Origin of the sequence: Rubrivivax sp. JA1026 (genome assembly GCF_011065555.1) — a bacterium.
Lineage (GTDB): Bacteria > Pseudomonadota > Gammaproteobacteria > Burkholderiales > Burkholderiaceae_C > Rubrivivax > Rubrivivax benzoatilyticus.
Map to the genome: position 1 here is coordinate 1 of NZ_JAALCQ010000010.1, position 25,168 is coordinate 25,168.

Annotated in this window: 23 protein-coding genes; 6 read left to right on the forward strand and 17 right to left on the reverse strand. The window is 71.2% G+C overall.

Annotation, left to right across the window (positions count from 1 at the left end):
• The coding region (locus G5B56_RS16045; RefSeq protein ID WP_164963884.1) for an MBL fold metallo-hydrolase at nt 1-861 on the reverse strand (861 nt) is incomplete at its 3' end.
• A gap of 61 nt (nt 862-922) precedes the next feature.
• Nucleotides 923-1,639 carry an FFLEELY motif protein gene (locus G5B56_RS16050; protein WP_009855566.1) on the reverse strand — a complete coding sequence of 239 codons (717 nt, stop codon included), beginning with the start codon at nt 1,637-1,639 and terminating at the stop codon, nt 923-925.
• Between the two features lie 126 nt (nt 1,640-1,765).
• On the opposite strand from G5B56_RS16050, the gene G5B56_RS16055 reads away from it, so the two are divergent.
• Nucleotides 1,766-2,671 carry an alpha/beta fold hydrolase gene (locus tag G5B56_RS16055; RefSeq protein ID WP_240920832.1) on the forward strand — a complete coding sequence of 302 codons (906 nt, stop codon included), beginning with the start codon at nt 1,766-1,768 and terminating at the stop codon, nt 2,669-2,671.
• On the opposite strand, the gene phhA is transcribed toward G5B56_RS16055, so the two are convergent.
• The gene (phhA, locus tag G5B56_RS16060; protein ID WP_164963885.1) at nt 2,662-3,558 is read right to left on the reverse strand and encodes a phenylalanine 4-monooxygenase; all 897 of its coding nucleotides are present in this window, start codon (nt 3,556-3,558) and stop codon (nt 2,662-2,664) included. The two genes, G5B56_RS16055 and phhA, sit on opposite strands and share 10 nt — an antisense overlap.
• Nucleotides 3,559-3,681: 123 nt before the next feature.
• On the opposite strand from phhA, the gene G5B56_RS16065 reads away from it, so the two are divergent.
• Nucleotides 3,682-4,164 carry an Lrp/AsnC family transcriptional regulator gene (locus tag G5B56_RS16065; RefSeq protein WP_009855569.1) on the forward strand — a complete coding sequence of 161 codons (483 nt, stop codon included), beginning with the start codon at nt 3,682-3,684 and terminating at the stop codon, nt 4,162-4,164.
• A 3-nt stretch (nt 4,165-4,167) separates the two neighbouring features.
• Here G5B56_RS16065 and G5B56_RS16070 read toward each other — a convergent pair whose 3' ends face one another.
• The 7 genes from G5B56_RS16070 to fusA all read right to left on the reverse strand — a co-directional run bounded on the left by G5B56_RS16070 (nt 4,168) and on the right by fusA (nt 10,616).
• On the reverse strand, nt 4,168-5,028 hold the full coding sequence (locus G5B56_RS16070; protein WP_029718563.1) for an HDOD domain-containing protein: 861 nt from the start codon (nt 5,026-5,028) through the stop codon (nt 4,168-4,170).
• Between the two features lie 62 nt (nt 5,029-5,090).
• The gene (locus G5B56_RS16075) at nt 5,091-5,333 is read right to left on the reverse strand and encodes a hypothetical protein (protein WP_009855572.1); all 243 of its coding nucleotides are present in this window, start codon (nt 5,331-5,333) and stop codon (nt 5,091-5,093) included.
• Between the two features lie 48 nt (nt 5,334-5,381).
• Entirely contained in the window at nt 5,382-5,543 is a 162-nt protein-coding gene (locus G5B56_RS16080; RefSeq protein WP_009855573.1) for a hypothetical protein, read from the reverse strand.
• Between the two features lie 398 nt (nt 5,544-5,941).
• Nucleotides 5,942-6,547 carry a hypothetical protein gene (locus G5B56_RS16085; RefSeq protein WP_206026586.1) on the reverse strand — a complete coding sequence of 202 codons (606 nt, stop codon included), beginning with the start codon at nt 6,545-6,547 and terminating at the stop codon, nt 5,942-5,944.
• A gap of 43 nt (nt 6,548-6,590) precedes the next feature.
• On the reverse strand, nt 6,591-7,244 hold the full coding sequence (locus tag G5B56_RS16090) for an energy transducer TonB (protein ID WP_164963886.1): 654 nt from the start codon (nt 7,242-7,244) through the stop codon (nt 6,591-6,593).
• A gap of 98 nt (nt 7,245-7,342) precedes the next feature.
• The gene (locus tag G5B56_RS16095; RefSeq protein WP_164963887.1) at nt 7,343-8,311 is read right to left on the reverse strand and encodes a TerC family protein; all 969 of its coding nucleotides are present in this window, start codon (nt 8,309-8,311) and stop codon (nt 7,343-7,345) included.
• A gap of 244 nt (nt 8,312-8,555) precedes the next feature.
• On the reverse strand, nt 8,556-10,616 hold the full coding sequence (fusA, locus tag G5B56_RS16100; protein ID WP_164963888.1) for an elongation factor G: 2,061 nt from the start codon (nt 10,614-10,616) through the stop codon (nt 8,556-8,558).
• Nucleotides 10,617-10,807: 191 nt separating this feature from the next.
• Here fusA and G5B56_RS16105 point away from each other — a divergent pair, with 191 nt between their 5' ends.
• The gene (locus tag G5B56_RS16105) at nt 10,808-12,007 is read left to right on the forward strand and encodes an MFS transporter (RefSeq protein WP_164963889.1); all 1,200 of its coding nucleotides are present in this window, start codon (nt 10,808-10,810) and stop codon (nt 12,005-12,007) included.
• Here the strand turns inward: G5B56_RS16105 and G5B56_RS16110 are convergent.
• The 6 genes from G5B56_RS16110 to G5B56_RS16135 all read right to left on the reverse strand — a co-directional run bounded on the left by G5B56_RS16110 (nt 11,982) and on the right by G5B56_RS16135 (nt 20,077).
• The gene (locus G5B56_RS16110) at nt 11,982-13,190 is read right to left on the reverse strand and encodes an ABC transporter permease (RefSeq protein WP_164963890.1); all 1,209 of its coding nucleotides are present in this window, start codon (nt 13,188-13,190) and stop codon (nt 11,982-11,984) included. The genes G5B56_RS16105 and G5B56_RS16110 overlap by 26 nt on opposite strands.
• Nucleotides 13,181-13,888 carry an ABC transporter ATP-binding protein gene (locus G5B56_RS16115; protein ID WP_164963891.1) on the reverse strand — a complete coding sequence of 236 codons (708 nt, stop codon included), beginning with the start codon at nt 13,886-13,888 and terminating at the stop codon, nt 13,181-13,183. The genes G5B56_RS16110 and G5B56_RS16115 overlap by 10 nt, the downstream gene beginning before the upstream one ends.
• Before the next feature lie 67 nt (nt 13,889-13,955).
• Nucleotides 13,956-15,266: an efflux RND transporter periplasmic adaptor subunit gene (locus G5B56_RS16120; RefSeq protein WP_164963892.1), complete on the reverse strand. Its 1,311-nt coding sequence runs from the start codon at nt 15,264-15,266 to the stop codon at nt 13,956-13,958.
• A complete protein-coding gene (locus G5B56_RS16125) occupies nt 15,263-16,663 on the reverse strand; it encodes an efflux transporter outer membrane subunit (protein WP_164963893.1) in 1,401 nt (466 codons plus the stop codon). The genes G5B56_RS16120 and G5B56_RS16125 overlap by 4 nt, the downstream gene beginning before the upstream one ends.
• Nucleotides 16,664-16,719: 56 nt before the next feature.
• Complete coding sequence (locus tag G5B56_RS16130; protein ID WP_164963894.1) at nt 16,720-18,210, reverse strand: AMP nucleosidase; 1,491 nt, start codon at nt 18,208-18,210, stop codon at nt 16,720-16,722.
• Between the two features lie 67 nt (nt 18,211-18,277).
• Nucleotides 18,278-20,077: a GGDEF domain-containing protein gene (locus G5B56_RS16135; protein ID WP_009855584.1), complete on the reverse strand. Its 1,800-nt coding sequence runs from the start codon at nt 20,075-20,077 to the stop codon at nt 18,278-18,280.
• Nucleotides 20,078-20,203: 126 nt separating this feature from the next.
• Here G5B56_RS16135 and G5B56_RS16140 point away from each other — a divergent pair, with 126 nt between their 5' ends.
• Both G5B56_RS16140 and G5B56_RS16145 read left to right on the forward strand, forming a co-directional pair.
• The gene (locus G5B56_RS16140) at nt 20,204-20,473 is read left to right on the forward strand and encodes a type II toxin-antitoxin system prevent-host-death family antitoxin (RefSeq protein ID WP_009855585.1); all 270 of its coding nucleotides are present in this window, start codon (nt 20,204-20,206) and stop codon (nt 20,471-20,473) included.
• Between the two features lie 4 nt (nt 20,474-20,477).
• Nucleotides 20,478-20,792 (forward strand): CcdB family protein, encoded by a 315-nt coding sequence (locus G5B56_RS16145; RefSeq protein ID WP_009855586.1) that lies wholly within the window; start codon nt 20,478-20,480, stop codon nt 20,790-20,792.
• A gap of 50 nt (nt 20,793-20,842) precedes the next feature.
• On the opposite strand, the gene icmF is transcribed toward G5B56_RS16145, so the two are convergent.
• Nucleotides 20,843-24,130 (reverse strand): fused isobutyryl-CoA mutase/GTPase IcmF, encoded by a 3,288-nt coding sequence (icmF, locus tag G5B56_RS16150; protein WP_164963895.1) that lies wholly within the window; start codon nt 24,128-24,130, stop codon nt 20,843-20,845.
• Nucleotides 24,131-24,318: 188 nt separating this feature from the next.
• On the opposite strand from icmF, the gene G5B56_RS16155 reads away from it, so the two are divergent.
• The gene (locus tag G5B56_RS16155) at nt 24,319-25,077 is read left to right on the forward strand and encodes a type III pantothenate kinase (protein ID WP_029718559.1); all 759 of its coding nucleotides are present in this window, start codon (nt 24,319-24,321) and stop codon (nt 25,075-25,077) included.
• The last annotated feature ends 91 nt before the right edge of the window (nt 25,078-25,168 follow it).

Here is a 25,168-nt window from a genome sequence, read left to right on the forward strand (position 1 = left end):
GTCAGACGGCGGCAAACCGTTCCGGCGGACGATTCGTCCGAAGATCGGTGTCTGTTTCAACCATGCGATGACATCGGCCAGACGACGCTGCCGATGTTCAAGCATGTGAAACATCAACAGAGCCCGTTCCGCGTACGAAGCGTGCCGCCCCGGAAGCCGTCGGAACGCTTCAAGCCTCTGCCGGCTGCGTGCTACCGCGCCGGCGACGTCGGTGAATGCACGGCCATGGCCGGGAATGACGATGCGCGGGGCCAGTCGTTCGATCGACTCGAGCGCCGCCAGGGCGTCGAGATAACCTGTGTCGTCCCCGTCGAGTGACGGAAACACGATCGCGACGCGCTCCTCCCACAGCGCGTCACCGCTGATCAGAACCGCGCTGTCGGGTTGAAACAGCATGAGCGTGTCGGGATCGTGCCCGCCAGCCGGGACCAGGGTCCAGCGGTAGGCTCCCAGCATGATCGAGTCGCCGGCTCGAAGGCCGATATCAGGCCGAAATCGCGGGCATGACTGCCCCGTGTCGAGATAACTCAAGCGCCGTTCGTCCCAGCAAGCCGCGGCGTCGAAACTCGCCTCGTGGATGCAGACCTCGCTGCCCCAGCGTCGCTGCAGCAGCGCGTTGCCGCCGACATGGTCGGAATGCAGGTGGGTATTGACGATGCGTTCGACGGGGGCGCTCGCTAGAACTCGCTCGAGCAGTTCCAGCGTCTGCGCGGCGTGGCTGACATACCCGCTGTCGATCAAGGTCGGTGGGGTGTGCCGGGTGGCACCGAAAAGCAGATTGTTCGAGGACAGCCAGCCGCGTTCGATGAGGCTGAGGCCAAGCTGCGCGAAGACCGGGGCGATGACCGATGCCGACTCCATCCGCGGGCATTGTCCCGGGCCGGCGCGATCCTGCCCTCGGTAGGGACGAGCAGTCGTGCGCTCAGGGCAGGGCCGACAGCTCGCGCGCCGCACGAGGCGAAGCGAGGTCGACGGCAAAGAGCAGCGCGGCAAGGTCGCGTTCACGTTCGGCGATGGTCTGCAGAAACGCGTCGGCGCCCTTCATCGCTCGAAACGTGTCGAAGCCGGCTTCTAGGAAACGCTGCAGCGCCGGAAGTCCCGCCGCCCTTGCTGGTGCCCGCATCAGCCGCAGGCTGTGACGCAGGATCGGATTGCGGGTGTAGCGGTCCAGCGCGCTGCCGACCTGCAGCATCAGCTCGATCTGCCGCGCCCTGACCTGCGGCCGTCCGACCGTCTGCCAGGCGCTGGCGTACTGCCGTGCGTCCAGCGAGTTGGAGCCGGTGGCCGCACCCATGGCCGAGTCCATCTCCTCGGACAACGCATGCAACTCGGACAAGGCCTTCACGGTTCCGACGAGCTCCTGGGGGAAGAGCCTCACGAGACCGGGCACGACGCGCGCGAACTGCGTGTCGCGGTCGCTGAAGTCCTGGGGCCCGTACAGCTCGTCGAGGAAAAAACGCGCCGATTCGGCGTAGCGCGGCTGGCTCAGAAGGTCCGCGTAGGTTCGTGCAAACCGGGAGTGCTGATAGGCCTTGACCGCCAGCGTGCTGGCCTCGAGGCCGGCATCGGCTTCTCGACGCTGACGCTCGGCGGCGACCTTCTCCAGGTTCTCCAGGATCGCAAGACCGTCGGGTGACACGGGGATCTTGTTTGCACTGCGCAAACCCGCAGCGCCCCGATGATGCAACATGGCGGGAGATGGACCTTCCTCGATACCTCAACACCTGTTGCGGCGCGGGTGCCGGCCGATAGAACCCGCCGCCAGATGCGTCTCGCGAGAATCCAACAAGCCACGACGATAGGTGGCGTTCTGCTGGCGTTCGGCTGGGCGGTGCATGCCCTGGCCGAGGGCCGCCCGTTCGCGGCGGCCGGGGGCGCGCTGCTGATCTCTCTGGCGTATGCCGCAGTGCTGGCGCTGGAGTTCGCCTGCCTGCGCCTGGCCCACGGCGACGATCCGGCGCCCAGGCCGAGCCATCGCCAACTGCTGCGAGCGTGGTGGGGCGAGGTTCGCTCCGCCCCGCGCGTGTTCTGCTGGCAGCAGCCGTTTTGCAGCCGCCGCTGGCCCGATCACCTGCCGGCCGACGCCACCGGCCGGCGCGGCGTGGTGTTCGTGCACGGCTTCGTGTGCAACCGGGGGGTCTGGAATGGCTGGCTGGCGCGTTTGCGTGCCGCGGGCGTGCCCTATGCCGCCATCGACCTCGAGCCTGTCTTCGGCTCGATCGACGCCTACGTCGAGACGATCGAGCTTGCCGTCCAGGCCGTCGAACGAACGACGGGACGACCTCCTGTCATCGTCGCTCACAGCATGGGCGGCCTGGCGCTGCGCCGATGGTGGGCCGAGCGCGGCGATCTGCAGCGCGTGCACCGCGCGATCACCCTGGGCACACCGCACCGCGGCACCTGGCTGGCGCGTTTCGCGTTCTCGCTCAACGGCCGCCAGATGCGCATCGGCTCGGGCTGGCTGCAAAGCCTGCAGCAACGCGAGCCGCCGGGTCTCGCCGGTGCGCTGACCTGCTTCTACAGCCATTGCGACAACATCGTGTTCCCGCCGTCGACGGCGACTTACCCAGGGGCCGACAACCGGCACCTCGAGGGCGTCGCCCACGTCGACATGGTCGACCGTGCCGAACCCTGGAACGAGTTGCAGCGCTGGCTCGCCGATCAGGCCTGAAGCGCCGGCCGGTCGCCGGTGGCGGCCTGTCCGGCCTCGATTTCGCCGCTTGCCCGGATCGACTGCTTCACGCGCTCGTAAAGCGGCGTGAAGTCCGGCTCGCAGGCCCGGAACAGGTCCTCGAAGCTGTCGATGACGAAGTAGGTCGGCTGGAAGCAGTCGATGCGGTAGCGGCTGCGCATCATGCGATGCACGTCGAACGCCAACCGCCTCGGGCCGGTCGCGCGCACCGCGTGAACGAGTTCGCTCCCCGAGCTGAGCAGGCCCGCGCCATACGCGCGCCAGCCATCGGGCGACGCGATGAGGCCGAACTCCACCGTGTACCAGTACAGCCGGGCGAGCAGTTCGCAGGCCCCGAGGCCCGAGGCCTTCATGGCGCCGGCGCCATAAGCCTGCATGAAGTCGGCGAAGACCGGCTCGAACAGCAGCGGAACGTGGCCGAAGAGGTCGTGGAACAGGTCCGGCTCGACGATGTAGTCGAACTCCTCCGGACGCCGCAGCCAGTCGGTCACCGGAAAGCGACGCCGCGCCAGCAGGCTGAAGAACGCCTCCTCCGGAATCAGGCCGGGAACGGCGACGAGCCGCCAGCCGGTGGCCGCTTCCAGCCGGTCGGAAACCCGCTCGAACCGCGGAATGCGCTCCGCCGGGCCGAGGTGAGCAAGCGCCCGCACGAAGGCGTCGCAGGCGTGGCCGTCGAGCAGCGCGCACTGGCGGGCGTGAAGACGCTGATAAAGCGCATGCTCGGCTTCGCTGTAGGACGCCCAGTCCTGCTCGCAGCAGTAGTCGGCGCCGGCGCGGGTGTAGTCGCCCCGCGGCGGACGCTCACCCTCGCCGTAGGTCGCCGGAGCGCATCCGGCCGGGTTTCGGGCGGCGTCGACTGGCCTCATGCGATGACCCCAGGGCTGCGGCGGGATGCCGCACCGTCACTCTAGACGGCCGCCGACGCAGGATGTCGCCGTTCTCGGGTCTTGATGGCTGTCAAGGCGCACGAAAACTGCAAGAATGCCCCGATGGATCCTTCCGACCCGCTCGACGCCGTGGACCGACGCATCCTGCAGGTGCTGCAGTCGCAGGGCAGGATCACCTACGACGAACTCGCCGCGCGTGTCTCGCTGTCACCCAGTGCGGCGCTGCGCCGTGTGAAGCGGCTCGAGGACGGCGGCGTGATCTCGGGCTACGTCGCGCTGCTGGCGCCGGAGCGTGTCGGGCTGGCACTCACCGCCTATCTGACGGTGCGGCTGGAGAAACACAGCGACCCGCTGGCACGCAGCCCGCTGGACCAGTTCGCGGCCGCGGTCGAGGTCTGGCCCGAAGTCGTGGAGTGTGTGGCGCTCAGCGGCGACATCGACTACCTGCTGCGAGTCGTCGTTCAGGACATGGCGCACTACTCGCGCTTCGTGATGGACACGCTGCTCAAGCACCCGTCGGTGCGGGACTGCAAGACCAGCTTCGTGCTGCAGCGTCTGAAGACGACGACCGCGCTGCCGCTGTAGCGGCTATTCGTCGATGTCGCGCAGCAGGGCCCAGGTGGGCTCGATGCGCATGTTCAGCAGCGAGGCGATCTCGACGATATCGTCCGGGATCGCCGGATTGTCCCAGCCGGACGAGGTGTGACGCGCCAGGCGGATCGCCAGCAGCACGTTGCGCACCTGCACCGACTCGGACTGGCGCGCATTGGTGATCTTCACCAGCAGCGGCGGCAGCCGCCATTGCGTCATCAAGGCCTGCTGCAGGTCGGGCAGGTGAATGTTGAGCACGCGCTCCTGGGCCACCACGCTGCGCAGGGCCGGGTCCTCGGCCTGCAGGCGGGCGATCTCCAGCGCCAGCGTCGGAGCGTGCAGCCACAGCAGCAGTTCGGTGAAGTCGTGCAGCAGCGCCGCCTCGCGGATCACGGCGACGTCGTGGTCCATGCGGTGCACGGCGAAGGCGGTGGCGAAGTTGGCGGCGCGGTGAGCCCGGATGAGCACCTTCCTGAAGCCTTCGAGCGCCTCGGGCTGATCGCCCAGCCAGTCCTCGACGACGGAGGAGTCGGCGAACAGGCGGAAGAAGGGTGCGATGCCGACCATCACCAGCGCGGCGGTCACCGTCTCGATGTCGCCGCGGGTGTCGAAATGGCTTCGCCGCTGCAGGCTGGCCACGTGCGACAGCAGCTTCAGCGTCAGCAGCGGGTCGGCCGCGACCGTCTCGGTCAGCAGGTGCGCGTCGACCTCGTCCTCGTTCTCGCGCAGGCTCTGCAGCGTGGCGGCCGTGTCGGCGAGGATCGGCATGGCCATCGGGTCGAACCGCCGCGCCCAGCCCGCCACGTCGTGCGCGGGTGTCGCGTACGTCAGGGGGCGGGCAGCGGGCGGGGTGGTCATGAGGACACTCTACGCGTTCTTATCGGTCGCGTCGTGCCGACACTTGAGCCCCGCCGGCACGATCACAGGCGCGTGACGCCCGGGATTCGGGCGACGAGCTCGCCGTCGAGGTAGAGCGCACCTTCGAGCGCGTCGGCCTCGGCATGGAACTCGAGCACGGCGTCGCCGTCCGGGCGGGCGGCCTCGGTCTGCAGCCAGCGTGCCAGCAGGGCGAGCCCGCGGCTGGCGGCCTCGAGCGTGCGTGCGCTGGCGCGTCGGATGGGCCCGGGGCCGGCGGGCAGCAGCAGCGGGGCGGTGGTTCTCATCGTCGTCTCCATCGGGCCGCCGTGCCAGAGGCGTGCGACCCGTTCTGTTCAGGGGCTGTGGCTGCAGGCCGCGGCCTGCAGTTCGCGGCGCAGTGCGTGGCGCTCGCGCTGGCGCCGGGCGCCGGCTTCGGCGCGGTGTGCGCCGGCGCGGCGCCGGCAGGCGGCCAGGGCGAACGGATGGCGCGGCTTCAAGGTCGGCAGGGACTTCATCTCGGATCTCCTCGTCAACGGGACGCAGGCCTCGGCATCGAGCGGCCGAGGTGGCGGGCAGGGCCCTGGACGGGCTCGGCAAAAGGCTGGGTTTGGCGAGCGCGAAGGGCGGGCTTCGACGCCCAGGACTCGCGGGGCACCGCAGCACGGGGAACGTGATGCAGTGGACTTGCGCCAATGATAAAGACAACGTTATCAAACGGGCAAGCGCCGGTCGTGCTTCAACGTGGGGGGAGCGTTTGCCCCAGGGCGGGTTCTCCGACGATCGGGACTTCGGGGCGACGAGCGTCGACCGGAACGCCGGCGCCATGCCGCCGCCGTGCGCATGGCGGCGGCGGGCGCGAGCAGCGCGGTCCGCGCTGGTGTGCGCCGGGCGCTTCCTGGCCTGTCGGCCGGGGCTACTTGCGGGGCTTCAGCGGCGCGACACCGGCCTGCGCGCGGCGCCAGAGTTCGCCGGGATCGTCCGCCGGGGTGGGTTGCGTGCTGCGCGCCGGCGGCCGCACGACGCCGGGGGCCAGCGGGCGTTCAGGCGCCTCGGGTGCGGGGGGGGCCGGCGGCGTCAGCACCTCGCCGAGCAGGTCGAGCAGTCGCGTGCGTGCACGCTGCGGATGCCGTCGGTAATAGGTCAGCACCAGGCCGACGATGAATCGCTCGTCGTCGTCGCGCGGCAGGTTGTCGGCCGGCGGCGGCAGCACGCCGGCGGCGGGCATCGCGGCGTCGGCGCCGCGTTCGGCGCCGCTCTCGTGCGGCACGTCCATCCAGCCGCGCGGCTTCTGGCACAGCTGCTCGAACTGGCGCGCCAGGCGTTCGCCGATCTGCCGCGAGCGGCTCTTGATCTGGCTCCAGTAGCTCGGCTGGATCTGCACGCGCTCGGCGAAACGGCGTTCGAGCCCACGCAGCGTGGCGGCGTCGGCGTGGCGCGCGGTCTGGCGCACGAACTCCTCGAACAGTCGGAGCGCGTTGTCCAGGCGCACCTGCGCGAGATCGGGAGCGGCCGTTTGCATCACCCGGGATGATAAAGCCCGGTTCAGCAGGCGCCCGTGCCGTTCAGCCTTGCAGCTCGTAGACGATGGGCGCGTCGGATTCGCACTCGACGGGCCGGCCGTTGTCGGTGCACGGGACGAAGCGTGCCTGGCGCATCGCGCCCAGGGCCTGCTCGTCCAGGCGCGGGAACCCGGAGGAGCGCCGCAGCGTCACGCTGCGTGGATGGCCGTGCACATCGACGACGACCCTCAGCACGACGGTGCCCGATTCACGCAGACGCCTCGAGGCCAGCGGCACCGCCACGGGTGGCTCGGCCAGGTACCGCAGCGCGCTGGCCGGCACCTGGCGGATGCTCGGCGTGACCGGGGCCGGCGCCGCTGCGGGCGGCGGTGCCACCGGCTCGGCGGGTGCGGCGGCGACCCGGATCGTCTCGGCCGGCGCTTCGCGCTGGATCGCCACCTCGGGCACCGGCACGGTCGCCAGCGGGGGCGGCGTGTTCGCCGGCCGCGGTATCAGCGGCTCGGGTTGTGGTTCACGAGGCGCCACCGGGGCCACGATCTGCACCACCAGCGGTGCGGCGCTGGCCACGGCGCGCTCGAGCACGCCGAACTCCAGGGCCAGCCAGAACAGCCCGAGGTGGGCTGCGATGACGACAAGGCTGAACGCCGGCCGCCTGCGGCTCGGCGGCAGCTGCGGTGCCAGGGTCATCGTGTTCATGCGATGACTCTAACATGAATGCGAATGATTCGTATCCGGCAGCGGTCCGCTTGGGACCGACCGGCCCCGCGCCGTGCGGGGCCGAGTTCAGCGCGGCATCACGCCGCGGGACGGTCGCGGTTGATCCTGGGAGCCGTCTTCAGGCTCCAGATCATCGTCACCGCGAGGATCGCCGCGACGACACCCAGCGAGACCAGCACCGGGATCTTGAAGACGTCGATCAGCACCATCTTCGTGCCGATGAAGGTCAGGATCACCGCCAGGCCGTAGCCGAGCAGGTGGAACTTCTCGGCCGCCGCGGCGAGCAGGAAGTACATCGCGCGCAGGCCCAGGATCGCGAAGATGTTCGACGTGAGCACGATGAACGGGTCGGTCGTGATCGCGAAGATCGCCGGGATCGAGTCGACCGCGAAGATCACGTCGGTGATGCCGACCAGCGCGACGACCAGCAGCAGCGGCGTCGCGATGCGCTTGCCGTTCTCGACGGTGAAGAAGTTCTCGCCGTCGAGCTTCGGGCTCACCGGCATCACGCGGCGCAGCAGCTTCAGCGCCGGGTTGGCTTCCATGTCCGGGGCCTCGCCGGCGTGGCGCCACATCTTGATGCCGGTGACGATCAGGAACGCGCCGAAGACGTAAAGCAGCCAGTGGAACTCGGCGATCAGCCAGGCGCCGAGCAGGATCATCACCGTGCGCAGCACGATGGCGCCGACGATGCCGATCATCAGCACGCGCTTCTGGAACTCCGGCGGGATCGCGAAGTACGAGAAGATCATCAGGAAGACGAAGATGTTGTCGACCGCCAGGCTCTTCTCGATCAGGTAGCCGGTCAGGAACTCGAGCGCGCGCGTGTTCGCGACCTCGGGGCCGTGGGTGCCCTGCAGCGCCCACCAGAACAACGCGTTGAACGCCAGGCTCAGTGCCACCCAGACGACCGACCAGCGCAGCGCCTCACGCACACCGACCGCATGCGCGCCCTGATGGCGCATGACGACGAAGTCGACGACCAGCGCGACGACGACCGAGACGAAGAAGACGACCCACAACCACAGCGGCGCAATGCTCTCCACGAGACCTCCAGGAATGGCAACGAACGGACGATTCGTGCCGAAAGGTCTTGCGCGGGAGATCCCGTGCGGGCCCGGGAGCAGGGCGGCGGTGAGCCGGTGCTCCGTATTGACGGGGATCCGCGGCGCCCGGTGGGCGCCGGCTACTCCCCTTTCGACGGGGCGGATTCTAGGAACTGCCGTGCAAACCCCGCAGCCGGCGGGGTGAAGCGGACGGGGCGCCTCCCGGCGGCCCGCCCGTGGAGGCTTAGTCGTCTTCCTTGACCTGGTGCTGGCTCTGCAACTGCTGCTGCACCGTCGGCGGCACCGGGTCGTAGTGCGACAGCTCGATCGTGTAGCGGCCCTGGCCGGCGGTCATCGCGTTCAGGCGCGACTGGTAGCCCGAGAGCTCGGACATCGGCACCTGGCCGCGGATCACCACCGTGCCCGCGGCGGCATTGGCGGTGCCGGTCACCAGGCCGCGTTTGGCCGACAGGTCGCCGGTGATGTCGCCCATCGCCGAGTCGGGCGCGACGATCTCGATCGTGACGATCGGCTCCAGCACGATCGGCCGGGCCTCGCGGATCGCCGCCATGAAGGCCTTGCGGCCGGCCGTGGCGAAGGCGATCTCCTTGCTGTCGACGCTGTGGCTCTTGCCGTCGTAGACGATGACCCGCACGTCGACCACCGGATAGCCGGCGATCGCGCCGCCGGCCAGCACCTCGCGCACGCCCTTCTCGACGGCGGGGATGAACTGGTTCGGGATCACGCCGCCCTTGACCTGGTCGAGGAACTCGAAGCCGGCGCCGCGCGGCAGCGGCTCGACCTTCAGGAACACCTCGCCGAACTGGCCGGCGCCGCCGGTCTGCTTCTTGTGGCGGTGGTGGCCTTCGGCGTTGGCGGTGATCGTCTCGCGGTAGGCGATGCGCGGCGGCCGCGTCGTGACCTCGAACTTGTAGACCTCGCGCAGGCGCTCCAGCAGCGTGCGCAGGTGCAGCTCGCCCAGGCCGTAGATCACGGTCTCGTTGGTCGTGGCGATGTGTTCGACCTTCAGGCAAGGGTCCTCGTCGATCAGCTTGCCGAGGATCTCCCACATGCGCTGCTCGTCGCCGTGGCGCTTGGGGCCGATCGCCAGGCCGTGCACCGGCACCGGGAAGTCCAGCGGCTTGAGATGGATGTGGTCGTCCTCGGCGGCGTCGTGCAGCACGGCGTCGAAGTGCAGCTCGTCGACCTTGGGCACGGCGACGATGTCGCCGGGCAGCGCGCGCGCCACCTCGACGTGCTCCTTGCCCTGCAGCAGGTACAGGTGCGTCACCTTGAACGGCTTGCGGCCGTCGCCGACGTAGAGCATCTGGTTCTGCTGCACCGTGCCCTGGTGGACGCGGAAGATGCCCATCTTGCCGACGTACGGGTCGACCGTGACCTTGAAGACGTGCGCCAGCACGTGTTTGGCCGGGTCGGGCTCGGCCTGCATCGGCACCGCGGCCGCACCTTCGCCGTTCAGGAACTCCGGCGGGTTGCTTTCGGTCGGGTTGGGCAGCAGCTTGACGATGACGTCCAGCAGCTCGGCGACACCGGCGCCGGTGCGCGCCGAGACGAAGCACACCGGGATCAGGTGGCCTTCGCGCAGCGCCTGCTCCAGCGGCTTGTGCAGTTCGGAGGCGTCGACGTCGCCGTCGTTCAGGTAGCGGTCGACGAAGTCGCCGTCGACCTCGACGACCTGCTCGACCAGCGCGCGGTGCGCGGCGTCGACCGAGCCGAAATCGCTGTGGCCTTCGCGGTTGTAGAAGCAGTCGACGACCTTCGTGCCGCCCGCGTCGGGCAGGTTCAGCGGCAGGCACTCCTTGCCGAAGGTGGCCTGGATCTGCGCCAGCAGGCCCGGCAGGTCGACGCCGGCGGCGTCGATCTTGTTGACGACGACGATCCGGTCGAGATGGCGCGACGCGGCGTAGTCCATCATGCGCTGGGCCATCGGCTCGATGCCGGTGCTGGCATTGATGACGATCGCGGCGGTCTCCACCGCCTCCAGCGCCGGCAGGCTCTGGCCGAGGAAGTCCGGGCCCCCGGGGGTGTCGATGAAGTGGATGCGCGTGTCGGCGTGCGTCAGGTGCATCACGCTGGCGTTCAGCGAGTGCTGCATGCGCTTCTCGAGCGGGTCGTGGTCGCTGACGGTGCTGCCGCGCTCGATGCTGCCGGCGGCGCCGATCGCGCCGCTGCGTTGCAGCAGGGCCTCGGCCAGGGTGGTCTTGCCTGCGGCCGAGGGGCCGACGAAAGCCAGCGTGCGGATCGACTCGATGCCTACGCTTGCGCCAGACAGGGTGCTGGGCATGCTCTTCTCCTTCGCGTTCGGCCGCTTGGCGGCCTGAGTTTTGTCAACGGATAGGCCGAGTTCAGGTTAAGGGATCGCCACAGGCGACACAAGCCGGTCACCTGCCGGCCGCTTGAGCCGGCGCAAGCCGTCAACCCCGGGTTCGCCCGCGCTGTGGCCGCCGCGCGGCAGGCACTAGCCTCCCTGCGACGATGACGCACGAGCCCGCCCGCGCCGCCGTGCACGCGCCGCGCCGCGTGCTGCCGGTCATCGTGCTGGCGCAGCTGGCCGGCACCTCGACCTGGTTCGCCGCCAACGCCGTGATGCCCGAGCTGCAATCGGCCTACGGCTGGCCGTCGACGGCCGTCGGCACGCTCACGTCAGCGGTGCAACTGGGCTTCATCGCCGGGGCGCTGTTGTTCGCGCTGCTGGCGGTCGCCGACCGTTTCCCGGCGCGGCTGGTGTTCCTGGTCTGCGCGCTGGCCGGCGCCGGCTGCGCGGCGATGGCGCGGCGGCATGCGGCCGACTTCGACACGCTGCTCGTCTGGCGCACGCTGGGCGGCTTCTGCCTGGCGGGCATCTACCCGGTGGGCATGAAGCTCGCGGCGCTGTGGTTCCCGCGCGGGCTGGGACCGGCGCTGGGGCTCCTGATCGGCGCGCTGATCCTCGGCAGCGCCAGCCCGCATGCGCTGCGTGCGCTGTCCGCCGGCTGGCCTTGGAGCGTGGTCTTCGACGGGGTCGCGCTGGCGTCGGCGGCCGCCGGCCTGCTGGTCTTCCTGCTCGTGCCCGAACCGCCGCATCCACGCGCCTCTGGTTCTGGCCTGCCGCTGCGTGCGCTGTGGGCCGCGGCGACCGACCGGCGCGTGCGTGCGTCGATCCTCGGCTACTTCGGCCACATGTGGGAGCTCTACACGATGTGGGTGCTGGTGCCGGCGGTGCTGGCGACGCGGCTGGCCGGCGCCTCGCTGTCCTGGGCGGCTTTCGTCGTGCTCGGTGCCGGGGCGATCGGCTGCGCCGGCGGCGGCTGGGCGGCGTCGCGCTGGGGCAGCGCGCGTGTCGCCGGCAGCCAGCTCGCGACCAGCGGCCTGTGCTGCCTGATTGCACCCTGGCTGCTGCACGCGCCGGCGCCGCTGTTTGGCGCCTGGCTCGTGCTCTGGGGCATCACGGTGGCCGGCGACTCGCCGCAGTTCTCGGCGCTGACGGCGACGAACGCGCCGCCGGCGCTGGTCGGCAGCGTGCTGACGCTGGCCAACAGCGTCGGCTTCGCGATCTCGATCGCCAGCATCCAGCTCTTCGTCGCCGCGGCGGCGCGCTGGCCGCTGGACGCGGTGCTGCCGGCGCTGGCGATCGGCCCGGCGCTGGGGCTGATCGCGCTGCGCCCGCTGCTCACTCGTGGCGCAGGGCCTCGATAGGGTCCAGCCGTGCGGCACGCCGCGCCGGCACGAAGCCGAAGACGACGCCGATCGCCGCCGAGAAGCCGAAAGCCAGCAGGTTGATGCCGAGCTGGAACTCGTAAGGCACCGACAGCAGCGCCGAGATGCCGATCGACGCCCCGGTCGCCAGCACCAGACCGACCAGCCCGCCCAGCGCCGCCAGCACCACGGCTTCGATCAGGAACTGCGCCAGCACCTCGCGCTCCATCGCGCCGATCGCCAGCCGCAGGCCGATCTCGCGCGTGCGCTCGGTGACGCTGACCAGCATGATGTTCATGATGCCGATGCCGCCGACGAGCAGGCTGACCGCGGCCACCGCGCCGAGCAGCGAGGTCAGCAGCTTGGTCGTGCCCGACAGCGTGTCGGCCACCTGCTGGGTGTCGAGCACGTTGAAGTTGTCGTCGTCGTTGGGGCCCAGCTTGCGGCGCTCGCGCAGCAGCTCGGTGATGCCGGCCTTCACGCGTTCGGCGTCGCTGCCGTCGCGGCGCGACACCAGCAGGGTCTGCACGCGTGTGCTGCCGGTCAGCCGGCGCTGAGCGGTGTAGGCCGGCACGATGATGATGTCGTCCTGGTCCATGCCCATCGCGCCCTGGCCCTTGGACGCCAGCAGGCCGATGACGCTGCAGCTGAACTGCTTGACGCGGATGCTGCGCCCCAGCGGGTCGGCGTTGGCGCCGAACAGCTCGCGCCGCACCGTCTGGCCGATGATGCAGACCGCCGCGCCGGCGTCCAGCTCCGCCTGCTCGAACATGCGGCCGGCGGCGATCTTCCAGTTGCCGGCCGGGAAGTAGTCGTTGTTGCTGCCGGTGACGGTGGTGGCCCAGTTGCGGTTGTCGGCAACGACGGTGACGCTGGAGCGCACCTCGGGCGCGACTGCGGCGACGCCGCCGATCTGGGTGGCGATCGCGGTCGCGTCGGCGAGCTTGAACGACGGCCCGCCGGAGAAGCCGCCCGGCCCCAGGCGCTGGCCCGGGCGCACCATCAGCAGGTTGCTGCCCAGGCTCTGGATCTGCGTCTGCACGGCCTTGGTCGCGCCGTTGCCCACCGTGACCATGGTCACGACGGCGGCCACGCCGATGACGATGCCCAGCGTCGTCAGCACCGAGCGCATCAGGTTGCGCCGGATCGCGCGCAGCGCCAGCAGCAGCGTGTTCAGCAGCATCGTTCGGCCTCCGCGACGCGTTCGTCGCCGGCGATCAGGCCGTCGCGGAAACGCACGATGCGCTGCGCGTAGGCGGCCATGTCGGGCTCGTGCGTGACCATCACGACGGTGATGCCGTGATCGCGGTTCAGCGCGACCAGCAGCGACATCACCTCGCGGCCGCGTTCGCTGTCGAGGTTGCCGGTCGGCTCGTCGGCGAGCAGCAGCGTCGGCTCGGTGACGATGGCGCGTGCGATCGCCACCCGCTGCTGCTGGCCGCCCGAGAGCTCGGCCGGCGTGTGGTGCTCCCAGCCCGCGAGGCCGACCTGTGCGAGCGCACGCCGCGCCGCGGCGTGGCGCTGCTTGGCGCCTTCGCCGCGGTACAGCAGCGGCAGCTCGACGTTCTCCTGCGCGCTGGTGCGCGCCAGCAGATGGAAGCCCTGGAAGACGAAGCCGATGTGGCGGCGGCGCAGCAGCGCACGCTGGTCGCGGCTGAGGCCCGTGACCTCGACGCCGCGGAAGCGGTAGCTGCCGCCGGTGGGCGTGTCCAGGCAGCCGATCAGGTTCATCACCGTCGACTTGCCCGAGCCGCTGGGGCCCATCACCGCCGTGAACTCGCCGGCCGGGATCGACAGGTCGACGCCGCGCAGCGCGCGGAACGCGGCGCTGCCTTCGCCGTAGGTCTTGGTGATGCCGGCCAGCTCGATCAGCGCGGTCATCGGCTCAGCCTCCGGCCTGCGACCGCGCCCGCCAGGCGGGCATCGGTCCCGGTCAAGTCCTGCGCGCTCATGGCGCCGCGCTCGCCTGATCGGTGATGACCGCCAGCCCCTCGGCGACGCCGTCGCCCGAGACCTCGGTCATGCGGCCGTCGGACAGGCCCTTGCGGACTTCCAGCGCCACCGGCTGGCCGTCCTTGAGCACCCAGATCGTGCCCTTGCCGCTGTCGGAGCTGCGGCCGGGGCCGCCCAGCGAACGCCGCGGCCCGCTCATGCCCGGCGGGCGCGGCATCAGCTTGGACATGATGCCGTCGTTGCCGCCGCCGGCGCCCGGCGCGGCGGCCAGGTTGGGCTTGAAGCGCAGCGCGCTGTTGGGCACCAGCAGCACGTTCTCGCGTTCGGTCGCGGCGATCGTCGCCGTCGCCGTCATGCCCGGGCGCAGCGACAGGTCGGCGTTGTCGACCTCGAGGTCGGTGGTGTAGGTGACGACGTTGTCGGTCTTGGTCGAGCCGAAGGCCACGCGCGTGATGCGCGCCGGGTACTGGCGCCCGGGTTGCGCGGCGACGGTGAAGCGCGCCTTCTGGCCCTGGCGCACCTGGCCGACGTCGGCCTCGTCGACGTCGACCGAGAGCTTCATCTTCGTCAGGTCCTCTGCCAGCGTGAACAGCGTCACCGCCTGCAGCGACGCGGCGACCGCGTTGCCCGGCTCGACGCTGCGCGCCAGCACCGTGCCGTCGATCGGCGAGCGGATCGAGGCCTTGGCGAGGTTGGTCTCGTTGGTCGACAGCGCCGTCTGCACCTGGGCCACGCTGGCCTGCGCGGCGGCCAGGTCGGCTTCGGCGCGCAGCGCCGTGGCGCGCGCGCTGTCGAGTTCGGCCGCCGACGGCACCTTGCCGCCGGACAGGCGCGACACCTCCTCGTAGCGCGCGAGGTTGGCACGCGCCTCGGCCAGCGTCGCTTCGGCCTGGCGGCGCTGGGCAATCGCGGCCTGCAGGTTGGCGCGCGAGCCGTTGACCGAGTCGCGCAGCTTGGCGGTGTCCAGCTCGACCAGCACCTGGCCTTTCTTGACACGGTCGTTGACGTCGACGAGCACGCGCGCCACGGTGCCCGACAGCTCGCTGCCGACGGCCACCGAGCGTGTCGGCTGCAGCGTGCCGGTGGCGGTGACGGTGATGGCCAGCGTGCCGCGTGCCAGCGGCGTGGTGACGAAACGCGGCGCGGCGTTGCTCGCGGCGCGCTTCTGCGCCACGACGATGCCGGCGGCCACCAGCACCGCGGCGCCGGCGAGCAGCCAGACGGTGCGGCGGCGCCACCAGGGGCGGTGGGCCTCGGCGCCCAGCAGGGCCTGGACGTCGTTCGGATCGGTCTTCGGTTCGGTCATGGTCTCGTCGCCTCGGCGGTCCAGCCGCCGCCCAGGCCCTTGTACAGACGCACTCCAGCGAGTGCGAGATCGGTGCGGGCGCCGGCCAGCGAGCTGCGTGCCGACAGCAGGCTGCGCTCGGCGTCGAGCAGCGTGCCGAAGTCGATCAGCCCGCTGCGGTAGCGCGCGCGCGCCAGTTCGGCGGCGTTGGCGGCGGCCTCGGCGGCACGCTCCAGCGCGGCGACCCGTTCGCCGCCGCGGTCCAGCGCGACGAGGTTGTCCTCGACGTCGCCGAGCGCCGCGAGCACCGCCGCGCGGTAGCTCGCGCGGGCCGCGTCCAGCGTTGCCTGCTGGGCCTCGACGCGGGCGCGCGCGGCGCCGCCGTCGAAGACCGGCCAGCTGATGCCGGCCAGCACGCTGGCGGCGACGGCACCGGCACCGCCCAGGCCCGACCAGGTCGCGGCGCGCAGCGCCAGGCTGCCGCTGAGGCTGAGGTCGGGCAGGCGGTCGGCTCGCCGCGCGTCCAGCGTCGCCAGTGCCGAGGCGAGCGTCCATTCGGCGGCCAGCAGGTCGGGGCGGCGGCGCAGCAGATCGGCCGGCACGCCGGCCGGCAGCGCCTGCAGCGACGGTGCCGCCTCGGGCGCGGTGGCCAGGCGTTCGCCCAGCGTCGCCGGGGCGCGGCCGAGCAGGATCGCGAGCGCGTTCTCGGTCTGTTGCAGCGTGGTCTGCAGCGCCGGCAGCTGGGCACGTGTCTGCTCGAGGCTGGCGCGCGCCTGTTCGGCGTCGACGGCGCTCGCCAGCCCGGCCTGCACGCGCCACTGCACCAGCTGCAGCGTCTGCGCCTGGCTGGCGGCGGACTCGCGCGCGATGGCGTACTGCTCGCGTGTGCCGCGCCACTGCAGGTAGGCGATGGCGGTTTCGGCGGCAACGGCCAGGCGCGTGGCCTGCAGCGTCGCGCCGGCGGCGGCGAAATCGGCCGCGGCGGCGGTGGCCGTGCTGGCGTTGGCGCCGAAGAAGTCAGGCTCCCAGCTCGCGTCCAGGCCCGCCGAGAGCTGGCGGGAGTAGTTCTCGCCGGAGCGCACGCGCCCGCCGCTGGCCGAGCTGCCCAGCTGCGGCAGGCGGCCGGCGTCGGCCAGGTCGCGCTGCGCCCGGGCGCGCTCGACGTTGGCGCGCGCCGAGGCCAGGTCCAGGTTGGCGGCCAGCGCCTCGTCGACCAGCGCCAGCAGCAGCGGGTCGCCGAAGCCGGCCCACCAGTCGCCGTCGTGGACGGCGCCGGCCGGTGCACGGCTCCAGCCGGCCGGCAGCGTCGGCGCGATCTGCGCCCGGTCGGCGGGCGTGGGGGGCATGGTGCTGGCGCAGGCGCCCAGCAGGGCGGCCAGCGCCAGCGGCGCCAGCCGGTATCGGTGTCGGCTCGTCACGGTGAGGTTGTAAGACACGGTTGCCGACAGTCTGCGGCTCCCGTGTAAAGAAACGCTTACTGGAACGCGACCTCGGCGAAACTGCGCAGCTTTCTGCTGTGCAGCCGGCCCGGTTTTTCCTCGCGCAGCAGTTCGACGGCGCGCATGCCGATGCGCAGGTGCTGGTCGACACGCTCGCGGTAGAAGGTGTTGGCCATGCCGGGCAGCTTGATCTCGCCGTGCAGCGGCTTGTCGCTGACGCACAGCAAGGTGCCGTAGGGCACGCGGAAGCGGAAGCCGTTGGCGGCGATCGTCGCGCTCTCCATGTCCAGCGCCACGGCGCGGCTCTGGCTGAAGCGGCGCTCGGGTGTCGTCGCCGCGTTGCGCCCGGGCAGCAGCTCCCAGTTGCGGTTGTCGGTGCTGGCCACGGTGCCGGTGCGCATCACGCGCTTCAGCTCGTAGCCCGACAGCCGGGTGACCTCGGCGACGGCCTGCTCCAGCGCGAGCTGCACCTCGGCCAGCGGCGGGATCGGCACCCACAGCGGCAGTTCCTCGTCGAGCACGTGGTCCTCGCGCACGTAGCCGTGGGCGAGCACGTAGTCGCCCAGTTGCTGCGTGTTGCGCAGCCCGGCGCAGTGGCCGAGCATCAGCCAGGCGTGCGGGCGCAGCACCGCGACGTGGTCGGTGATGGTCTTCGCGTTCGACGGCCCGACGCCGATGTTGACCATCGTGATGCCGGCGTTGCCGGCGCCGACGAGGTGGTAGGCCGGCATCTGCGGCAGCCGCGGCGGCGCGACGCCGGCGTCGTCACCCGGCTCGGCCGGCAGGCCGGCGCGGCGCGTCAGCACGTTGCCCGGTTCGACGAAGGCGACATAGGGCGAGGCCGGATCGGCCATCGCCTCGCGGCCGAGCTTGATGAACTCGTCGATGTAGAACTGGTAGTTCGTGAACAGCACGAAGTTCTGGAAGTGCCCCGGCGTCGTGCCGGTGTAGTGGCGCAGGCGCTGCAGCGAGTAGTCCACGCGCGGCGCGGTGAACAGCGCCAGCGGCTGCGGCTCGCCGCGTGCCGGCTCGTGGGTGCCGTTGGCGATGCCGTCGTCCATCGCGCCGAGGTCGGGCAGGTCGAACAGGTCGCGCAGCAGCAGCCGCCGCGCCGGCTCCAGCGTGCCTTCGAGGTGGTCGCCCTCGCCGACGGCGAAGTGCAGCGGGATCGGCTGGGTGCTGGTGCCGACCTCCAGGTCGACGCCGTGGTTCGCCATCAGCAGCGTCAGCTGCTCGAGGTAGTAGCGCTCGAACAGGTCGGGCCGCGTCAACGTCGTCTCGTAGACGCCCGGGCCGGCGACGAAACCGTAGGACAGGCGCGAGTCGGCACGCGCGACGGTGCTGGTGCGCACGCGCACGAAGGGGTAGCAGGCGCGCACGTGGCCGTCGAGCGTGGCGCCGCCGACGTAGGCGCGCAGCTGCTCGCGCAGATAGGCGGTGCCGGCGTCGTAGATCTCGCGCACCCGGGCGAGGGCCGCGGCCGGGTCGTCGAAGCGGGCGGGGGCGATGAACGGGGCGTTCGGCATGGATCCCTGCAAGCCGGCGGTCGGGATGCCGCCGCCAGGCGAGTATCGCCTGGGCCCGTGACCGGCGTCAGGCGGCGGCCTGGACCTCGGCCGCGCCGCCGGCGGCCAGCACGCGGTTGCGGCCCTGGCGCTTGGCGGCCAGCAGCTCGTCGTCGGCGGCCTTCAGCAGCGCTGTCTCGTGGCCCGGGCAGCGCAGCGAGTCGGCGACACCGGCCGAGAACGACAGCGATTGCAGTTGTGCGCCGCCGAGTTCGAAACACGTGCTGCGCCAGCGCCGCAGCAAGGCCTGGACCTTGCGCCGCGCCGCGGCGGCGTCGGTGCGCGGCATCAGCAGGCAGAACTCCTCGCCGCCGTAGCGGCAGGCGACGTCGCTGCGCCGGCAGCCGGTGGCCAGCAGCCGGCCGAAGGCGGCGAGCAATCGGTCGCCGCAGGGGTGGCCGTGGCGGTCGTTGACGGTCTTGAAATGGTCCAGGTCGATGATCGCCACGGCCAGCGGCTGGCCCTCGCGGTGCGCCAGCGCCAGCATCTGCGGCAGCGTCTCGTTGAGGTGGCGGCGGTTGAACAGGCCAGTGAGCTCGTCGCGTGTCGCCTGCTGGCGCAGCTGCTCCTGCAGCGCCTGGACCTCGGCGACGCGGCGCGAGAGCTGTTCGTTGACGGCCTCGATCTCGCGCCGGCGGGCGTCGTGTTCGTCGACCTGCTGCTGCAGCCGCAGCAGCTCGGTCTGCAGCGCCGCGGCCTGGTAGCGGGCGCGCGAGGCCAGCGCCGCGCGCTGCAGGTGCACGTGCTGCCACTCGCGCATCGTCGCCAGCGCACCGGCGGCGTCGCCCTGGGCTTCCAGCAGGTCGGCGCGGGTCAGCAGGTACAGGCCGCGCACGCGCAGGCTGAGCCCTTGCGCCGGTGGCTCGCCGGCCAGCCCGCGCACGCCGTCCAGGGCCGCCAGCGCCACCTGCGGCCGGCCCTGGGCGCGTGCCAGCAGCGCGCTGGCGACGGCGAGTTCGACCTGCTCGTCGGGGATGCCGGCACGGTAGGCGCTCTTGGCAAGGGCGACAAGTTCTGCCCCGAGCGCCGTCTCGCCGGCACGCAGCGCGGCGATCGCCAGCGTCTCGTAATGCGTCGCCAGCCGGCCGCGGCCCGAGGCGTCGGCGGGCAGGGCGCAGATGCGGTGGATGTCGGCGACGGCCTCGTGCGTGCGGTCGAGCTCGGTCAGGCCGATGACACGGTTGATCCACAAGACGCTGGCCAGGCGCGGGTTGTGCAGCCGCGCGCAGCGCTGGATGCCGGTGTCGACGTGGCGCAGCGCCTCGTGGCAGTCGCCGATCTGCAGCAGTTCGTGCGCGAGGTTGCAGTGCAGCACCGCGTCCAGGCCGTGGCAGCGTGTGCTGCCGGCGTCGCGCAGCGCCTCGTACATGTAGGCGAAGGCGAGGTCGCTGCGGCCCTGCGCCGAGTAGCAGCCGGCGATGGCGTTGAGCAGCACGCCGCGCTGTTCGCCGCGCAGCACGCGCAGGCCTTCGCCACGCAGCGACAGCGCCAGCCCCAGCGCGTCGTCGTAGCGCCCGGCGCGCCAGGCCGCGCGCGCCAGCCCGGTGCCGGCGAGGATGCGGCCGGCGGCGTCGCCGGCCTCGGCGAACGCGGCCTGCGCCGCTTCAAGCACCGGCCGGGCCTCGGCCGGCGTGGCGAAGAAGAGTTCGTGGAAACCGCGGGTCAGCAGCGCCCAGCCGCGGGCCACGGGGTCGTCGCCGGCGCCGGCCAAGGCCTGCGTGGCCAACTGGGCCGCCCGCTGCGAGTCTTCGTGCAGCAGCGCCCAGGCGCGACGGCCCAGGTGCCGGGCCTGGGTGCGTGCCTTCGGACGGACGGCGGCCGTGGTCATGCTCGATTATTGGCACCGTCCATCGCTTTGGGGGCCTCCGGCCACTGGACCGGGCGGGGGCCGGCATGCCCGGCGCCGAGGCTTCTGTTGTTGGCTAAAATGGCTAATCTGCGAGGAGAAACCACGATGCGTGTCACCGCAACCGAGGCCAAGAACCGGTTCGGCAGCATCTGCGCCCAGGCCAAACGCGAACCGGTGTTCGTGGAGAAGGCGGGCCAGATCGACACCGTCATCGTGTCGGTCGAGCACTATCAGGCGCTGCAGGCGAACCAGGCGCATGCCGGGCTCGGCACGCGCCGACAGGCCTTCGAAGCCGAGTTCGGCGACTGGATCGCGGCGCAGAACGCCTGGGTGGAGGCCCACGGCATTCCCGGTGACGATCTGCGGCCCTGGTGAAGCCGTGGCGCAGTACGACGTCTTCGCCAACCCCAGCGCGAGTTCGGCCGCCGGCATTCCGTATGTCGTGGTGATCCAGAGCGAGCTGCTGGACGGGCTGGCGACCCGGCTCACGCTGCCGCTGGCGCGGCTGGACTTCGCCGGCAAGGTGCCGGCCAAGCTGTGCCCGGTCGTCACGGTCAAGGGCCAGCGCCTGAACGCGCTGGCGCATTACGCGTCGCCGCTGCCTGCCCGCTTGCTCCGCCATCCGGTGGACAACGTCGCCGAGCAGGCCAGCGTGCTGGTCGCGGCCCTGGACGTCGTGCTGTCGGGCGTCTGAAGCCCGAGCGCCACCACGCCGGCACCCGGCCCGGGTGCCGCACGCCGCGCTTACATCGAGCGACGGTACTGGCCACCGACCTCGAACAGCGCGTTCGTGATCTGGCCCAGCGAGCAGACACGCACCGCGTCCATCAGCACCTCGAAGACGTTGGCGTCGGCGATCACCGCCTGCTGCAGCCGGCGCAGCATCGCCGGCGCCTCGGCGGCGTGGCGGGCGTGGAAGTCGGCCAGCCGCGCGAGCTGGCTCTGTTTCTCGTCCTCGGTCGAGCGCGCGAGCTCGATCGTCTCGGGCACCGGGTCGCCGTGCGGGTTGCGGAAGGTGTTGACGCCGATGATCGGGTGCCGGCCGTCGTGTTTCAGCGTCTCGTAGTGCAGGCTCTCTTCCTGGATGCGGCCGCGCTGGTAGCCGGTCTCCATCGCGCCGAGCACGCCGCCGCGTTCGCTGATGCGCTCGAACTCGGCCAGCACCGCCTCCTCGACGAGCTCGGTCAGCTCGTCGATGACGAAGGCGCCCTGGTTCGGGTTCTCGTTCTTCGCCAGGCCCCACTCGCGGTTGATGATCAGCTGGATCGCCATCGCCCGGCGCACGCTCTCCTCGGTGGGCGTGGTGATCGCCTCGTCGTAGGCGTTGGTGTGCAGCGAGTTGCAGTTGTCGTAGACGGCGATCAGCGCCTGCAGCGTCGTGCGGATGTCGTTGAACGCGATCTCCTGCGCGTGCAGGCTGCGGCCGCTGGTCTGGATGTGGTACTTCAGCTTCTGGCTGCGTTCGTTGGCGCCGTAACGCTCCTTCATCGCCAGCGCCCAGATGCGGCGCGCGACACGGCCCATCACCGTGTACTCCGGGTCCATGCCGTTGCTGAAGAAGAAGCTCAGGTTGGGCGCGAAGTCGTCGATGTGCATGCCGCGCGCGAGATACGCCTCCACGTAGGTGAAGCCGTTGGCGAGCGTGAACGCGAGCTGGCTGATCGGGTTGGCGCCGGCCTCGGCGATGTGATAGCCCGAGATCGACACCGAATAGAAGTTGCGCACGCCGTGGTGCACGAACCACTGGGCGATGTCGCCCATCACCTTGAGGCTGAACTCGGTCGAGAAGATGCAGGTGTTCTGGCCCTGGTCCTCTTTCAGGATGTCGGCCTGCACCGTGCCGCGCACGTTCTCGAACACCCAGGCGCGGATCTTGGCCGCCTCGTCGTCGGTGGGCTCGCGGCCGTTGTCGGCGCGGAACTTCTCCAGCTGCTGGTCGACGGCGGTGTTCATGAACATCGCCAGGATCGTCGGCGCCGGGCCGTTGATCGTCATGCTGACCGAGGTGCTGGCGCTGCACAGGTCGAAGCCCGAGTACAGCACCTTCAGGTCGTCGAGCGTGGCGATCGACACGCCCGAGTTGCCGACCTTGCCGTAGACGTCGGGCCGGCGCTCCGGGTCGTGGCCGTACAGCGTCACCGAGTCGAAGGCGGTGGACAGGCGCTTGGCCGGCATGCCCTCGGACAGCAGCTTGAAGCGCCGGTTGGTGCGGAAGGCGTCGCCCTCGCCGGCGAACATGCGCGTCGGGTCCTCGTTCTCGCGCTTGAAGGCGAAGACGCCGGCGGTGTACGGGAACGAGCCCGGCACGTTCTCCAGCAGCAGCCACTTCAGGCGCTCGCCGTGGTCCTCCCAGGTCGGCAGCGCGACCTTGCGGATCGTGTTGCCCGACAGCGTGGTGTGCGTCAGCGCGGTGCGGATCTCGCGGTCGCGGATCTTCACGACGTATTCGGCGCCGGAGTAGGCGCGCTGCATCTCGTCCCACTGCGCCAGCAGCTTGCGGGCGTGCGGGTCCAGTCGCGCCTCGCGCTGCTCGGCGAGGTCGGCCGTGGCCTCCGCGGCGCGCTGGCGCCCGGGTTTGTCCAGCCGCAGCATCGCCGAGGCGGCACGCAGCTGCTGGATCTCGCGCGCCAGCGCCGCCTGTTCGCGCGCGCGGCGCTTGTAGCCGCGCACCGCGTCGGCGATGTCGGCGAGGTAACGCGTGCGCCCGGCCGGCACGATGGCGTGCTGGCCGGTCGAGACGCGGGTGGCCACCGCCGCCAGCCGGCCTTCGGCCAGCGGCAGGCCCAGCGCCGCCAGGCGCGGTTTCATCGCCTGGGCCAGCGCGGTGACGCCGTCGTCGTTGAAGCGGCTGGCCATCGTGCCGAAGACCGGCATCGTCTCGGGCTTGTCGCCGAAGGCGCCGCGGTTGCGCTGCACCTGCTTGCAGACGTCGCGCCAGGCGTCGGCCGCACCCTTGCGGTCGAACTTGTTGATCGCGACGAACTCGGCGAAGTCCAGCATGTCGATCTTCTCGAGCTGGCTGGCGGCGCCGAACTCGGGCGTCATCACGTAGACCGGGACGTCGACGTGCGGCACGATGGCCGCGTCGCCCTGGCCGATGCCCGAGGTCTCGACGACGACGAGGTCGAAGCCGGCGGCCTGCACCGCCAGCAGCACGTCGGGCAGGGCCTGGCTGATCTCGCTGCCGTAGTCGCGTGTGGCGAGGCTGCGCATGAAGACCCGGGAACCGTTCTGCCACGGCGCGATGGCGTTCATGCGGATGCGGTCGCCGAGCAGCGCGCCGCCGGTGCGCCGCCGGCTGGGGTCGATCGAGATCACGGCGATGCGCAAGGCGTCGTCCTGGTCCAGGCGCAGGCGGCGGATCAGCTCGTCGGTCAGGCTGGACTTGCCGGCGCCGCCGGTCCCGGTGATGCCGACCACCGGCGCCTTGCGCCCGGCGGCGGCCAGCGCGGCCTTGAAGCCGGGGTCGGCGCGGCCGTTCTCCAGCGCGGTGATGGCCTGCGCCAGCGCACGCCAGGCGGCGTCGCCGTGGCCCTGCAGCGCGGCGACGTCGGTGGGCGCCAGCGGCGACAGGTCGCGGTCGCAGCGCATCACCATCTCGCCGATCATGCCGGCCAGGCCCATGCGCTGGCCGTCCTCGGGGCTGTACAGGCGCGTGACGCCGTAGGCCTGCAGCTCGCGGATCTCGGCCGGCACGATGACGCCGCCGCCGCCGCCGAAGACCTGCACCTGCTCGCCGCCGCGGGCGCGCAGCTGGTCGACCATGTACTTGAAGTACTCGACGTGGCCGCCCTGGTAGCTGCTGATCGCGATGCCCTGCGCGTCCTCCTGCAGTGCCGCGGTGACGACCTCGTCGACCGAGCGGTTGTGGCCGAGGTGGATCACCTCGCAGCCCATGCTCTGCAGGATGCGCCGCATGATGTTGATCGACGCGTCGTGGCCGTCGAACAGGCTGGCGGCGGTGACGAAACGCACCTTGTGCGTCGGGCGGTAGGCGGCGAGGGCCTGGTAGTCGGCGGACAGCTCGGTCATGGCGGTCGTCGGTGGAGGCGGTGGCACGCGGTTGACGTTTACGTCAACGTCAATGGTGAATCATGCCGCGCGGCCGGCGCCGCGGCGCAGCGATGCCGTCGGGGTTATCCCGCTCGACAGAATCGGGGGCGCGACTTTCCCGGCGCTGTTACGCTCGCGCCCTCGTGCCGCCCGGCCCCTTGTTCACCATGACTTTTCTCGCCATCGACATCGGCAACACGCGCCTGAAGTGGGGCCTGTACGACGCCCCGCGGCCCGGTGCGACGCTGCTGGCGCATGGGGCCGCGTTCCTCGAAACCATCGACACGCTGGCCGACACCGACTGGAAGGCGCTGCCGGCGCCGACCACGATGCTGGGCTGCGCGGTGGCCGGCGACGTCGTGCGCCGCCGCGCCGAGGAGCAGCTCGAGATCTGGGACCTGGAGCCGCGCTGGGTGGTGCCGACGGTGCAGGACTGCGGCGTGATCAACGGCTACGAGCACCCGAGCCGGCTGGGCGCCGACCGCTGGGCGGCGCTGGTGGGCGCGCGCCAGCGGGCGCTGGCCGACGGCGGCCGCCGTCCGGCGCTGGTGGTGATGGTCGGCACCGCGGTGACCGTCGACGCGCTCGACGCCGACGGCCGTTTCCTCGGCGGTCTGATCCTGCCCGGCTTCGGCCTGATGCTGCGTGCGCTGGAGATGGGCACCGCGGGGCTGAAGGTGCCGACCGGCGAGGTCGTCGACTTCCCCCGCAACACCAGCGACGCGCTGATGAGCGGCGGCGCGGCGGCGCTGGCCGGCGCCATCGAGCGCCAGCACCGGCGCCTGGTGCAGGTCACCGGCGCGTCGGCGCTGCTGCTGATGACCGGCGGCGCGGCCGTCAAGCTCGCGCCGCTGGTGCAACCGCCGTTCGAGATCGTCGATTCGCTGATCTTCGAAGGCCTGCTGGCGCTGCAGTCCCGGCGCTGATTGCGCCCCCAAGCTCGCATTCGCTCGCGACCCCGCTGCTGTCGGGGTCAGGTCTCGCGGCTGTTGGGGTCAGGTCTCGTGAGACCTGACC

Bases quoted from the DNA above. Each gene is read 5' to 3' on its own strand.
- G5B56_RS16055 (WP_240920832.1), top strand. From the start codon at position 1,766: ATGCGTCTCGCGAGAATCCAACAAGCCACGACGATAGGTGGCGTTCTG.
- G5B56_RS16065 (WP_009855569.1), top strand. From the start codon at position 3,682: ATGGATCCTTCCGACCCGCTCGACGCCGTGGACCGACGCATCCTGCAG.
- G5B56_RS16130 (WP_164963894.1), bottom strand. From the start codon at position 18,210: ATGCCGAACGCCCCGTTCATCGCCCCCGCCCGCTTCGACGACCCGGCC.
- phhA (WP_164963885.1), bottom strand. From the start codon at position 3,558: ATGAGGCCAGTCGACGCCGCCCGAAACCCGGCCGGATGCGCTCCGGCG.
- G5B56_RS16115 (WP_164963891.1), bottom strand. From the start codon at position 13,888: ATGACCGCGCTGATCGAGCTGGCCGGCATCACCAAGACCTACGGCGAA.
- G5B56_RS16120 (WP_164963892.1), bottom strand. From the start codon at position 15,266: ATGACCGAACCGAAGACCGATCCGAACGACGTCCAGGCCCTGCTGGGC.
- G5B56_RS16140 (WP_009855585.1), top strand. From the start codon at position 20,204: ATGCGTGTCACCGCAACCGAGGCCAAGAACCGGTTCGGCAGCATCTGC.
- G5B56_RS16070 (WP_029718563.1), bottom strand. From the start codon at position 5,028: ATGACCACCCCGCCCGCTGCCCGCCCCCTGACGTACGCGACACCCGCG.
- G5B56_RS16135 (WP_009855584.1), bottom strand. From the start codon at position 20,077: ATGACCACGGCCGCCGTCCGTCCGAAGGCACGCACCCAGGCCCGGCAC.
- G5B56_RS16090 (WP_164963886.1), bottom strand. From the start codon at position 7,244: ATGAACACGATGACCCTGGCACCGCAGCTGCCGCCGAGCCGCAGGCGG.
- G5B56_RS16155 (WP_029718559.1), top strand. From the start codon at position 24,319: ATGACTTTTCTCGCCATCGACATCGGCAACACGCGCCTGAAGTGGGGC.
- fusA (WP_164963888.1), bottom strand. From the start codon at position 10,616: ATGCCCAGCACCCTGTCTGGCGCAAGCGTAGGCATCGAGTCGATCCGC.
- G5B56_RS16105 (WP_164963889.1), top strand. From the start codon at position 10,808: ATGACGCACGAGCCCGCCCGCGCCGCCGTGCACGCGCCGCGCCGCGTG.
- icmF (WP_164963895.1), bottom strand. From the start codon at position 24,130: ATGACCGAGCTGTCCGCCGACTACCAGGCCCTCGCCGCCTACCGCCCG.
- G5B56_RS16075 (WP_009855572.1), bottom strand. From the start codon at position 5,333: ATGAGAACCACCGCCCCGCTGCTGCTGCCCGCCGGCCCCGGGCCCATC.
- G5B56_RS16085 (WP_206026586.1), bottom strand. From the start codon at position 6,547: ATGCAAACGGCCGCTCCCGATCTCGCGCAGGTGCGCCTGGACAACGCG.
- G5B56_RS16110 (WP_164963890.1), bottom strand. From the start codon at position 13,190: ATGCTGCTGAACACGCTGCTGCTGGCGCTGCGCGCGATCCGGCGCAAC.
- G5B56_RS16080 (WP_009855573.1), bottom strand. From the start codon at position 5,543: ATGAAGTCCCTGCCGACCTTGAAGCCGCGCCATCCGTTCGCCCTGGCC.